Below are 12,318 nucleotides of genomic sequence, written 5' to 3' on the forward strand. Positions count from 1 at the left end.
TCCGGCGGTAGTTTGGCAGTCTCATGACTGATCGATCCGGCACCCCGTCATCCCGTTCCGGCCGAGGTGCATCGGCATCGGCCGCGCCTCGTTCGACCACCCCCTCCTTCGTGGCGGCGGTCTACGCCTTCGCCGTCGTCATGCTCGGGACGACGCTGCCGACACCGCTCTATTCGCTCTACGGGGAGAAGCTCGGCTTCGGTGTCGCCACGACGACGGTCGTCTTCGGGGTGTACGCGGTCGGTGTCATCGCCGCATTGATCGGTTTCGGCCGCTGGTCCGATGTGATCGGGCGGCGCAAGCTGCTCATCGCCGGCGCCCTGCTGTCAGTGGCCAGCGCCGTGGTCTTCCTCACCGCCGGACCGGTCTGGCAGCTGCTGGTGGGCAGGGTGCTGTCCGGGTTGTCGGCGGGGATCTACGCCGGCGCCGCGACGACCGCGGTCATCGAACTGGCACCGCCGTCGTGGCGGGGCCGGGGGCCCGCCGTCGCGACCGCGGCCAACATCGGCGGACTCGGGATGGGACCGCTAATCGCCGGCCTGATCGCCGAGTATGCGCCCAATCCCCTGCACACCCCGTTCTTCCTCGACCTCGCCCTCTTGGCTCTCGCCTTCGCCGGCATCTGGCGACTGCAGGAGACGGTCGACGTCAAACCCGGTGCCCGTCTTGGTGTTCAGCGGCTCTCCGTACCGGCCGACGTACGCGGCGTGTTCGTCCGCGCGTCGATCGCCGCGTTCGCCGGCTTCGCGGTCATGGGGACGTTCACCGGCGTCATGCCCTCGTTCGTCACTCAGATACTGGGCATCGACGACCGCGCGTTCACCGGTTTCCTCGTCTTCGTGCTGTTCGCTTCCTCGGCGGTCACGCAGATCGTGGTGCGGCGCATGCCCACCGAGTCCGCGCTGATCGCCGGTTGCGCGATCCTGATCGGCGGCACCTGCCTGTCGATCGTCGGCCTGGTCGCCACGTCGACCGCCGCTCTGCTGGGTGGCGCGGTGGTGTGCGGTGTGGGGCAGGGCATGTCGTTCAGCAAGGGGCTGGCGTCGGTGGTCGCGGCCAGCCCGGCCGATCGACGCGCCGAGGTCACCTCAACCTATTTCGTGGTCGCCTACGTCGCGATCTCACTGCCCATCGTCGGGCAGGGTGTGGCCGCACAGCAGTGGGGACTGAGGCCGGCCGGCATCGCCTTCAACATCGGCGTCGCGGTTCTCGCGCTGGTGGCGTTGATACTCACCATCATCGCCGTCAGGCGCCTCGGCGACTGACCATCATCGCCGTCAGGCGCCTCGGCGACTGACCATCGATATACCGTCAGGCGCCCGGGACCCCGTACTCGTTGAGTGTGTTCACCAGCTGACGGAAGCGCACGCTGCTGACGAGGTCCTCCACCAGCACCACCTCACCGTCGGCGTTGGCGAGCGGGATGCACCAGTTCGGGTACTGCTCCGCACTCGTACCGGGCTGGTTCTGAATCCGCCGCTCCCCCACCGCGTCCACGAGTGCGACGCTCAGCAGCACCGACGGTGTGTGCGCGATGACGGCGTAGAGGGCGTCGACGACCTTCGGGTCCGACAGCGGGGTGTCCCGCGACAGCAGGCCGCGCTCGTAGGCGAGTTCGAGGACGGCGTCGCGTTCGCGTTCGTTGCGGTCCCGTTCGGCCTCCTCCCCGGTCTCGAGCAGCCCCAGCCGTGCCCGCAGTGCGATGTGGTCACCGGCCAGGTAACCCGTCGTCGGCGGGAGGTCGTGGGTCGTCACCGACGTCAGGCACAGTTCGCGGTAGCGTTCCGGCGCGATTGCCGCCTTGCGGTCCTGCTCGAACCACAGGATCGACGTGCCCAGGATTCCGCGCCCGCGCAAGGTGTCCTGCACCGTCGGCTCGAAGACTCCGAGGTCCTCGCCGACGACCACCGCATCGGCGCGCTGGGCCTCGAGGGCCAGGATGCCGATCAGTGCCTCGCTGTCGTAGTGCACGTAGGTGCCGCCGGCCGGTCCCATGCCGTCGGGGATCCACCACAGCCGGAACAGTCCCAGGATGTGGTCGACGCGGACGCCGCCGGCGTGACGCAGCACGGTGCGGATCATGTCGCGGTAGGGCTCGTAACCGGCCTCGGCCAGACGGCGGGGATGCCAGGGCGGCTGATCCCAGCCCTGCCCCTGCTGGTTGAAGCCGTCCGGCGGTGCGCCCACGGTCGCCCCGGAGGCGAGCACATGGCCGAGTGCCCAGGCGTCGGCGCTGTGCCGGCCGACCCCCACCGCGAGGTCGGCCATCACGCCGATGGACATTCCCGCGGACTTCGCGGCATGTGCCGCGGTGGCGAGCTGCTCGTCGCAGATCCACTGCAGCCAGATGTGGAAGTCGATGCGCCGCGCCAGTTTCCGGCGCTTCTTCTTCAGGTGTGCCGGATCGAGGAACTTGTCCTGCCAGCGGGGATCGTCGGCGTCGTAGCGCTCGGCCAGTGCGCACCACGTGGCGAATCGTTTGAGGCCTTTGCCCTCCCGCTGCCGGAACTCGCGCAGGGCGGTTTTGCGCCGGGGGCTCAGCGGCACGTCGTAGATCAGTTCGAGTGCTTCCAGCTTGGCCCGGTAGGACTTGTTGCGCCGGATCTTGTCGGTGGCGGTGTTCTCGCCCAAGAACCCGCGGGCGAGCTTGTTCAACCACTTGCGCTGGGCCTTCGGCAATCCGTCGAGTTCAGGGATGTCGGTGACCCGGATGTAGATCGGGTTGAGGAAGCGGCGTGTGACCGGCAGGTACGGCGAGGCCTCGACCGGGGGGTCCGGTTGCGCCGCGTGCAACGGGTTGACCTGCACGAAATCGGCGCCGTACGCGCTACCCGCGACCTCGCAGATGCCCGCCAGATCGGCGAAGTCGCCGACGCCCCACGAGTCCGCCGAACGGATCGAGTAGAGCTGTACGGCCAGGCCCCACCGCTGCCGCCCGAGCAGCCGGTCTGCGGTGTGCAGCCGGCGCGGGGTGACGATCAGCGGTGCACTCGACGCCGTCGAGTCGTCGAGGTCGAGGGCCTTGATCCGGTGGTATCCGGGTTCGAGGTCGTCGGGGATCGCGAAGGTCGCCCGCCCGACGAGCGCGCCGTCGATCTCGCGCGGGTCCACCCACACGTCGAGTTGTTCCGGCGCGACGTCGCGGCCGTCCTCGGTGGCGATCCACACCTTCACCAGGTTTCCGTGCGGGACGTGGATCCAGAACGTGTCGCCGCCGCCCTCGGTGACCACCGTGACCGCCGGGACGAACTCGCGCCACGGCCGCTCGTCGACCGTGCGGATCGACTCCTCGATCGCCTCGGGTGAGTCCGCAGGGACGTCGAGGGCGGTGAGGACGGCGACCAGCGTCTCCGTACTCACCTCGTGGGTCTCTTGGTCCCAGCCCACATAGCTGGTGGCCACACCGTGACGATGCGCCAGTTCGGTCAATCTCTCCGGGATCACGTCAGCCACCTCGCCATCGTCTCAGGATTCGGGCGGGTCCGCGCTGCGTGCGCCGGTACCGAGGATGACACCCGGATTCAGCAACCCCTGTGGGTCGAAGGCCGCCTTGACCGCTCGCATGGTGTCGAGGTCGACGTCGGACCGGCCGAGGTGCGTCCAGGCAGTCTTGGCGCGGCCGATGCCGTGTTCGGCGCTGATGGACCCGCCGTTGGCCGCGACTACTCCGAAGACCCGGCCGGTGACGGTTTCGGCGTGTTCTTCTGGGACGTCGAGCAGGTTCACGTGGATGTTTCCGTCACCCACGTGGCCGAAAAGGATCGGGCGACAGGGGAAGTCGCTTGCCGCACCGACCTCGGCCAGTTCGGCGAAGGTCTCCGGCAATGCGCGGATGGGTACGGAGATGTCGAGTTTGACGACCGGCGTCGTACTCGACCGGGCAATCGTCTCGGTGTGGCTCTCGCGTGCGCCCCAGAGTGCTCGAGCGGGCGCCGGTTCGAGGACGGCGTCGACGAGTCCGCCGGTGTCGCCGAGCAATTCGGCCATCGTCGTCTCGATGTCGCCGACCCCGGACACCTCGAGGAGGACATAGAAGGGCCCGGGTGTCGCCGTCGGCCGACGGTGTCCGTGTTCGTGCACCAGTTCGATGCCGGCCTCGGTCATGAGTTCGGCGGCCTCGACGGTGAGGCCGCGCGACGACGCGGCGGCGATCAGTCCGATCGCATCCTCGACGTGTTCGACCGCGGCCACTGCGACGGTCGCCGTCGACGGCGGCACGACGAGTTTGAACAGCACGCGAGTGATGACCGCAAGGGTGCCCTCGCTACCGGCGAGGAGCGCCGGGAGGTCGTATCCCACATTGTCTTTCACCAGCGAGGTCCACCGGCGCAGGACGCGGCCGTCGGCGAGGACCGCCTCGATCCCGAGGACCTGGGAACGGGTGTTGCCACGGCGGATCATGCGGATGCCGCCGGCATTCGTCGAGACCACCCCGCCCGCGGTGGCCGACTCGCGGGAGGCCAGGTCGACGGGGAAGGCCAAGCCGGCCTCGGCGGCCTTGCCGTCGATGGCGTCGACGGTGGCACCGGCCTGGGCACCCACGCAGCGGCCGACCGCGTCTACCTCGTCGATGTCGGTCATACGGGCCGTCGACAACACGATCACCGGCCGTCCGGTGTCGTTGCGTGGTGGCGGCACCGAGCCACCCACGAGTCCGGTGTTCCCGCCCTGCACGCAGATTCGGGCGCCGATGGAGGCGCACTCGCCGACGACCCGGGAGACCTCCTCGGTGGTACGCGGCCGCACCACCGCATCCGCCTCACCCCGGTACCGGCCGGTCCAGTCGACGAGGAAACCCTCGATGGACTCGGGATCGGTGAGCACGTTGCCCGCGCCGACCACCGCGCGCAACTGTGTCAGCAGGGCGTCCGCATGCGCGGACACGGCGTCAGACCTGTGCGACCGCGTCGACGACCGGCGTGGGCCCGTCGTTGAACTCGATGACCTTGTGCACCGTCTCGGGTCGTGCGAGAACCGCTGCGGCGACCGCGGCCACGTTGTCGCGACTGACCTCGTCGCCACCGCCGCGCGTGCCGCCGATGGCGATCTTGCCCGTCCCCGGCTCGTCGGTGAGTTTGCTCGGTCCGAGGATCGTCCAGTCGAGGTCGCCCGACTTCAGATAGGTGTCGGCGGCCGCTTTGGCCTCGGCATACGCGTGGAACGAATTGTCCTCGGGCACGCCGTGATCGGGACCGGCACCGAAGTAGGAGACCATGACGTACCGGTGGATTCCGACCTTCGCCGCGGCGTCCATCGAGCGGATCGCGGCGTCCCGGTCGACGGCGTAGGTCCGTGCCGGCTCACCCCCACCTGCGCCCGCCGACCAGACCACGGCGTCGTGTTCGGAGATCGCCGTGGCGATCCCGGTCGTGTCGAGGGTCTCCACATCGGCGACGACGGGTACCGCGCCGGTCTCCGCGACGTCCTGCGCGTGTTCTGGGTTTCGGATGATCGAGGTCACCTGATCGCCTCGGTCGGTCAGGATCTTCGCCAGGCGCAGCGCGATCTTGCCGTGTCCGCCGATGATGGCCACTCGGGTCACTGGTTGCTCACTTTCGCGGTCGACGTCACTCGTTCTTCTCCAACGTACCCATCCACGAACGACACCGCCCCGGCCCGAACGCGAGGTGCGTCGGAAACCGGGGCGGGGTTCGCGGTGGGTGCTGCGATCAGACGCGGGTCCGGCCGCGCCCGGTCACGAGCTTGACCAGGAACAGCAAGACGCAAGCGCCGATCAAGCAGGTGATGAAGCTGAAGATCCATCCGGCGCCCTCGACGTCGACGCCGAAGAGCTGCAGCAAGAAGCCGCCGAGGAGACCGCCTACGACACCGACGATGATGTTGAGGATGATCCCCTGCTGCGCATCGGTCTTCATGATCTTGCTGGCGATCCAGCCGGCCAGACCACCGATGATGATCCACGCAATGATGCCAATTCCCAGCATGTCTGCCTCCTAGGTAGTTGTTGATCCTGCGTGCGTAAATCGTCCGAATCGTCCAGATCGTGCGATTTGCTACAGGACTCAAAGTACCCAGGAACCTCAGGACCAAACCTGCGCGCGTGGATCTGTGTGCACATCGAGACCGGTACGACGGTCATGCCGAGACCTTCTCCGCCGGTAAGGCCGTTCGACCTGCAGCGTCGTCGGATTCAGGGGCAGGTCACCTCGATCTCGTAGGACTTGGTCACCTTCTCGGTCGGGTTGGCGAGATCGACCCCCGACGCCTCGCCGGTGATCTTGTAGGTGGAGCCGTCCTTGTCGACCTCGGCGCTGCCCTCACCCACACCCTTCTGATAACCGAGCGTCACGCCGTCCACGGAACCGAGCCCGACCGACTCGACCTCCGGCGAATCCCCCGACGACAGCACGACGCCGACGCCCGAGGTGCCCGACCCGGAACCGATTCCGATCGTCACCTTTCCGGCGGCATCGGTGCAGCCGACGGTCTTGTCCGCCAGTTCCACCTCCTGGCCGTCGACGGTCACCTTGGCCTCCGCGTCGGTACTCCCGGAACCCGAGTCGTCCGAGCCGCATGCGGTTGCCGCGACGGCCAGTGCCGCCGCGCCGAGGATTGAAGCGATGTGCACCTTGTTCATCATGAGAACTCCTGGGCAGTCGTGAACGCCGCCGACTGGCGGACTGAGAAGAATCTAGCCCGTGAGCTGCGCATTGGCACAGAAATGTCTGAATCTCGGGACCTTCGGCACCGCAGTGGGTCTCAGGCGATCGACTGCAGTTTCGCGTCGGCCTCGATCATCACCGCACGCGTCAGATCGCGGAACTGTTCGTAGTGCCCGTGATAGCCGTATTTCGCGTGCAGACCCGGCCACCGCGTGTGGTCCGCGGCCGCGCCGATCGCGTTGGCCTCGGGGAGATATGCGGGCAGGATGTTCTGGATAGTCGGATCACGCCGGAGCCGGTGGACGGTGTCGCGGTGCAGCGACGACGACGCCCGGTACTTGGTGATGACGACACCCAGTTCGACGATGGTGCGGCCGATCTCGGCACCGAAGTCCGCGACCTGTCGCTGAATGTGCGGAATCGCGTACGTGGACAACACGTCCGGGATTGTCGGGATGAGATATCCACTGGCCATGAGCAATCCGTTGAGGCTGAACGGACCGACGTTCGGCGGACAGTCGATGAGGACGTAGTCGTAGCGAGACATGATCGGGGCCAACGCGCCTCGCAGCACCTCGACGGCGGCGAGATGGTCGTCGGCGGCGACTCGGCGCGCGCTCATCTCCTCCTGCAGGTCGATCAGATCGAGCGAGGACGGGAGGAGATCGATCCCCGCGAGCCCATCGATCGACGAGACGTCCCGTTGGACGGTGCTCTCCAGGTCGAACCGCCGGGTGCCGTCGAGAACGTCGGCGAACAGGGTCGCGACGGTGTGCCCGCGGGCATTACAGGCCTCCCAGCCGTCCTCCCCGATCGTCATCGTCGTGAGGTTGGTCTGGGCGTCGAGATCGACGAGGAGCACCTTCTTGCCGAAGACGCCGGCGAGGAAATCGGCGAGGCCGGCCGTGAGCGTGGTCTTCCCGACCCCGCCCTTGAGACTGATGGTCGCGATCACCGTCGGCATGGGATCCCCGGTCTGGTCGGTGGGCCTGCGTCGCGAATCAGACTAACCGGGTGGCACTCGCGCCGCAGCGACTCTCGACCGGTCTTGCACGATCCTCTCAGCCGGCCTTGCCGAGGGCCTCGACCGGCTTGTCGTGGTGGGCGAAGGTCGGACCGCGCCCGCCGTCCTGCTCGGCGGCCAGCTTGGTGAAGGCGTCGTGCATGACGGCCCAGTAGGTGTCTCCGTTGGCGCGACGCTTGTCGGCCCGCTTCCAGTAGCCGGGGATGCGCCGGTCCAGATTCGCGAGCTTCGCCTGCGCGGTGATGAGTTTCGGTGCGATCCGTCCGATCCGGGTCGGCTCGGGGGTACCCGTGATGCGGCGCCCGAGGAACGTCCCGCCGATGAAGAAGTACAGGCCGTGCAGCGTCTGATGGATCGCCGACTTCACCTGTGGGTCGATCAGCGGAATCTGCACCTTGTCCATGAGAGTGTTCAGCATCATCTCGGAGACGTCGTTGAGCGCCTCGGAGAACTCCGACGGCGGCTCCATCACCGCATAGCCGTAGTCCAGCAGTTCAACCGCTTCGCCGAACGTGCGTGGGATCATCGCCTCACGGATGCCCATGATGTGTCCGATATACGACCAGAAGATGTTGAGATCCTCGAGGTCTCGGTAGTCGTAGTGGCGACCGTAGTTGATGTCGTACATGAGGTTGGCGACACCGAACGACGGTATCCCACCGGACATCTCGGCGTTGGAGATCGGCACGCCATGCTGGGCGACCCACTCCTCGCCCCACTTCTTGCGCAGCATGACACGAGCCTGTGCGTGCATCAGCCGCACCCGGACGGCGTTCTTGAACGCCGTGCCGAAGCGATCCAGCGCGCCGGGAGCCGGCAGGTGCAACCAGAATTCGGCGGACTCCAGCGACCGGTTGATCATGTTGCGCTGCATGCGCCCCATGGTTCCGACCGCATCACCCACCGAACCGCCCTGCACGGTGGCCAGGGTGTTGAGGAAGATCAGCGACGCCTTGCCTGCCGGGCTCACCTCGTTCGCGACGATCGCGCCACGATCGACACGACCCTTGGTGATCCAGGCCGGCGGATTGTCGATGTGATCGAAGAGCGCGACGAGCTCCTCAGGTGGACTGTCGATGGTGTCCAGACCGTTGTCGAGGGCGTCTTCGAACATCTGCCGGCCGGTTCGCGGGGGCAGCCTGCGGAACATCTGAACCACCGCATCCATCTCCGGGTCGCCGACCCAGAGGTGGTCCTTCGCGCGGGCGACGATGCCCTCGGTCTCGGGTAGTCGGTCCTGTACGTCGACCCAGCCGTCGAGGAGTCGATGACGAGCCGGCGTCCAGTCCGGATTGAACTTCGGCCGCAGCGCCGGGGCCGGCCGGAGCGGGCGTCCCAGCACAGGATCCACCGGGGCGTCCGGCGCAGGGGGCGGGGCGAGGGCATCGAGGTGATCATCGAGGACGGTCAAGGTGGCGCTCCGTACGGTCCGAGGTCAGTCAACTTAGTTATCTTGGTTAGCCAACTTACCTCATGGGCGGCGGACTTCACAGGGCGAATCGTCAACTCGAGCCGGCCGCCCGACTCCTCGGGAGCCGCGTCGACACGCGCGCAGAATCGCGGATTCGCATCGACCCCGTTCTGCCGACATTGTCGATATCTGCAAGAATGACGTCGCCGAACATTCTCGCCGAGACCGTGCGGACACCATCGGCACATTTCATGGAATCCGGAAACACGCACCGATCCGCATTCTCTTCGTTTCAGGAAGTACCCGCAGATCACCGGCCGCGGCCGCACGACTTCCGCGAGGGAAGGACCGTCATGACCACTCGACCCCGGACCACTCGTCTCCGAAAGCTGTCCGCTGGAATGGGATTCGCCGCCGCCGTGGCGCTCGCCACCGCACTGGCACCGTCCGCGTCGGCAGCCCCGGCCGATGTCACCGTCTCGCCGTCGTTGGCCGGCAACACGATCACCCTCAAGGTCTCCAACAATGCGAACAAGCGGATCGGCTGCGAGATCTTCGGCGTCAAGGCCAATACCTCCCCCGCCGCGTCGGTCGTGGTTTTCGGTTACCAGACCCCGGAAGAACTCGGCGCCCTGATCTCGCCAGGTGCGTCGAAGAACGTGCCGATGAGGGTCACTGCGGGCACCCCGCCGACGCTCACGGGGTCCACGACGATCCCCGACGGGACCTACGACATCTACTGGGGTTGCGCCACCATCACCCTGCCGCCGGGCTCCGCCCGGGAACAGTTCTGGGGAACCAACCCGCCGCTGACCAACATGACCCCGACGGCGGCGCCGATCCGCGTCAGCGTTCCGGGTGCCGGGCCGACGGCGCCGGCACCCGAGTCGGAGGCACCTGCCAGGCCGACCGTCCCGGGTTTCCCGAACATCGACATCCCCGAGCAGATCTGCGCCCCGTGGGCCTGCTACCCGCTGCCGAGGTTCTGATCGCTCACCGACGCTGCGTCACAGCGGAGTCGGGTGATCGTCCTTGGTCTTCGAGCGGAACAGCATGTACCCGCCGTAGAGGGCCAGCCCGATGAGTGCGATCCAGAAGAGACCCTCGAGGAGCGGTCCGATCACCGCCAGCGCGATGAGGACGACCGCGATGATCCCGAGGACCTTCCAGAACGTGGTTCCTGAATTCGTTGATGTGCTCATGCCCCGAGTCTCCGCCCGAACCACGCGAAAAGCCACAGGTCAGACGGCATATGGGGCGAAGTTCAGGGACATCCCTGAGGTCCGTCCCTAGCGCTGGAACCAGGCCTCGGGATTGCCGTTCAGGGCCTTGGAGATCCGCAGTCGCGAGGTGTCGGTCAGGTTGTCGGGCAGTTCGTCGGGCGCGAACCAGGCGACGTCGGAGTTCTCGTCGTCGGCCGCATGCGGTTCGCCGTCGACGTACCTCGCGAGGAAACAGACGTCGAGGTAGCGCGTCTGGTCGCCGTTGGGGTAGGTGATCAGCGGAGTGACGTCGATGCTGGTCAGACGGATGATCTCGGCGGTCACGGCGGTCTCCTCGGCGACCTCGCGCAGCGCCGCGCGGGCGGGCTCCTCCCCGGGTTCGAGCACCCCGGACACGACCGCCCACTGTCCGTTGTCGACGCGCCGGGTGAGCAGCAGGCGGCCGTCGGCGTCACGGACGACCACGCTGACACCCGACAGCCAGAGTTCGCGGTGACCGACATGGGCACGCAGGTCGCGGATGAAGTCAGGGATGGGCATCCTCACATCCTGCACGCCCATGCATCGGGGCGCGTCGCGGCGGCGCGCACAATGTGACTCATGAAGATCTCCCGACGGGCCGAAGGGATCGCCCCGTTCTATGCGATGGAGTTCGCGCGGAATGCGGCCGAGTTGGAAGCGCAGGGCCACCACGTGGTCAAGCTCAACATCGGCGAACCCGATTTCGGACCGCCGCCCGCGGTTCTCACGGCGGCCCGGGAGGTCAGCGACGGCCGGCCGCTGGCGTACACCGGTGCACTCGGACTCCCGGAGCTGCGGGCCGCGATCGCGGGCTTCTACGGGCACCACTTCGGTGCGGATGTCGACCCTCGACGGGTCGCCGTCACATCCGGGGCCTCGGCCGCTCTGCTCATGTCGTGCGCCGCGCTCATCGATCCCGGCGACGGGGTGATCATCGGGGATCCCTCCTACCCGTGCAACCGCCAGTTCGCCCACGCCTTCGGTGCGCGGGTCGACCTGATCGAGACCACCGCGCAGGCGCGGTTCCAGTTGACCACCGATGACGTCGAACGGGCCTGGACCGACACCACCCGCGGTGTCATCGTCGCCACCCCGTCGAACCCCACCGGCACCTCGATGCCCTACGACGAGCTGGTCACGATGACCGATCTCGTCGCCGCCCGCGGCGGCTGGTCCATCGTCGACGAGATCTACCTCGGTCTGTCCGACCCCGATCCGGACGGGCGGGCACCGCGCAGCATTCTCGCCACCGACACCCCGGGTACGGCCGAGACGGTCGTGATCAACAGCTTCTCCAAGTACTTCGGCATGACCGGCTGGCGTCTGGGCTGGTGCATCGTGCCCGACGAGCTGGTCGGGGTCATCGAACGGCTCGCACAGAACTTCTACGTCTGCCCGCCCACCCCGTCCCAGTACGCCGCGCTGGCCTGCTTCACCCCGGAGTCCCTGGCCGTCGCCGAGGACAACCGGCGCGAGTTCGCACGCCGCCGGGATCTCGTCATCGACGGACTCGCGCGGATCGGGCTCGACGTACCGGTCGTCCCCGACGGGGCGTTCTACGTCTACCTCGACGTGAGTTCGACCGGGCTGAGTTCGGCGGAGTTCTGCGACCGCGCCCTACGCGAGGCGCACGTCGCCCTCACGCCGGGAAAGGATTTCGGATTCGCCGGGGCCGATCGCTTCGTCCGGCTGTCCTATGCGGCGTCGACCGAGGATCTCGCTCTCGCGGTCGATCGGCTCGGGGCCTTCGTGCGGGCCGGAAACCCCGCATGATCCGCGGCTGACGTCGAACCCGCGGAAAGTGCATGGCCTGCAACGCTCTTCGAGCCCGGGCGACGTCGCCATGAGTACCGGCGATCTCGACACCGTGGACCCGAAGCGGATCGCGGAGAAGGCGGGCACGGTCCTGCGCGAGCGGACGGCCGCGAATCCCGGGTGAATTCGGCGTCGTCGGTCAGTTCCGGCATCACGCCGGGCCGGCCGGCTGAACCCGACGACGCCGACCCCCAGATATCT

At 67.4% G+C, this 12,318-nt stretch carries 12 protein-coding genes; 3 read left to right on the forward strand and 9 right to left on the reverse strand.

The window, feature by feature from the left end; all coding sequences use genetic code 11:
• The first annotated feature begins 23 nt into the window (after positions 1 to 23).
• Positions 24 to 1,265: an MFS transporter gene (locus tag PWF70_RS18235; protein WP_035755101.1), complete on the forward strand. Its 1,242-nt coding sequence runs from the start codon at positions 24 to 26 to the stop codon at positions 1,263 to 1,265.
• Between the two features lie 46 nt (positions 1,266 to 1,311).
• On the opposite strand, the gene malQ is transcribed toward PWF70_RS18235, so the two are convergent.
• From malQ to PWF70_RS18270, 7 genes are all read right to left on the reverse strand, one after another.
• The gene (gene malQ, locus PWF70_RS18240) at positions 1,312 to 3,453 is read right to left on the reverse strand and encodes a 4-alpha-glucanotransferase (RefSeq protein ID WP_502876426.1); all 2,142 of its coding nucleotides are present in this window, start codon (positions 3,451 to 3,453) and stop codon (positions 1,312 to 1,314) included.
• 12 nt (positions 3,454 to 3,465) lie between these two features.
• Positions 3,466 to 4,884: an FAD-binding oxidoreductase gene (locus PWF70_RS18245; RefSeq protein WP_006360112.1), complete on the reverse strand. Its 1,419-nt coding sequence runs from the start codon at positions 4,882 to 4,884 to the stop codon at positions 3,466 to 3,468.
• A 4-nt stretch (positions 4,885 to 4,888) separates the two neighbouring features.
• Positions 4,889 to 5,542: an NAD(P)H-binding protein gene (locus PWF70_RS18250; protein WP_006360113.1), complete on the reverse strand. Its 654-nt coding sequence runs from the start codon at positions 5,540 to 5,542 to the stop codon at positions 4,889 to 4,891.
• A gap of 127 nt (positions 5,543 to 5,669) precedes the next feature.
• Positions 5,670 to 5,945, reverse strand: coding sequence for a GlsB/YeaQ/YmgE family stress response membrane protein (locus tag PWF70_RS18255; protein ID WP_035755099.1), 276 nt, complete (start codon positions 5,943 to 5,945; stop codon positions 5,670 to 5,672).
• Between the two features lie 206 nt (positions 5,946 to 6,151).
• Positions 6,152 to 6,601: a lipoprotein LpqH gene (locus tag PWF70_RS18260; protein WP_006360115.1), complete on the reverse strand. Its 450-nt coding sequence runs from the start codon at positions 6,599 to 6,601 to the stop codon at positions 6,152 to 6,154.
• 119 nt (positions 6,602 to 6,720) lie between these two features.
• Positions 6,721 to 7,587 (reverse strand): ParA family protein, encoded by an 867-nt coding sequence (locus PWF70_RS18265; RefSeq protein ID WP_286352720.1) that lies wholly within the window; start codon positions 7,585 to 7,587, stop codon positions 6,721 to 6,723.
• 97 nt (positions 7,588 to 7,684) lie between these two features.
• The gene (locus tag PWF70_RS18270; protein WP_286352721.1) at positions 7,685 to 9,058 is read right to left on the reverse strand and encodes an oxygenase MpaB family protein; all 1,374 of its coding nucleotides are present in this window, start codon (positions 9,056 to 9,058) and stop codon (positions 7,685 to 7,687) included.
• A 353-nt stretch (positions 9,059 to 9,411) separates the two neighbouring features.
• On the opposite strand from PWF70_RS18270, the gene PWF70_RS18275 reads away from it, so the two are divergent.
• On the forward strand, positions 9,412 to 10,047 hold the full coding sequence (locus PWF70_RS18275; RefSeq protein ID WP_286352722.1) for a hypothetical protein: 636 nt from the start codon (positions 9,412 to 9,414) through the stop codon (positions 10,045 to 10,047).
• Positions 10,048 to 10,065: 18 nt separating this feature from the next.
• On the opposite strand, the gene PWF70_RS18280 is transcribed toward PWF70_RS18275, so the two are convergent.
• Both PWF70_RS18280 and PWF70_RS18285 read right to left on the reverse strand, forming a co-directional pair.
• A complete protein-coding gene (locus PWF70_RS18280; protein ID WP_006360119.1) occupies positions 10,066 to 10,260 on the reverse strand; it encodes a hypothetical protein in 195 nt (64 codons plus the stop codon).
• 87 nt (positions 10,261 to 10,347) lie between these two features.
• Positions 10,348 to 10,821, reverse strand: a complete 474-nt coding sequence (locus tag PWF70_RS18285; RefSeq protein ID WP_006360120.1) for an NUDIX hydrolase — start codon at positions 10,819 to 10,821, stop codon at positions 10,348 to 10,350.
• 60 nt (positions 10,822 to 10,881) lie between these two features.
• On the opposite strand from PWF70_RS18285, the gene PWF70_RS18290 reads away from it, so the two are divergent.
• A complete protein-coding gene (locus tag PWF70_RS18290; RefSeq protein WP_035755095.1) occupies positions 10,882 to 12,075 on the forward strand; it encodes an aminotransferase class I/II-fold pyridoxal phosphate-dependent enzyme in 1,194 nt (397 codons plus the stop codon).
• Positions 12,076 to 12,318: the final 243 nt, after the last annotated feature.

The organism is Gordonia sp. Swx-4 (assembly GCF_030316175.1).
In the GTDB taxonomy this organism is placed as follows: Bacteria; Actinomycetota; Actinomycetes; order Mycobacteriales; family Mycobacteriaceae; genus Gordonia; species Gordonia alkanivorans.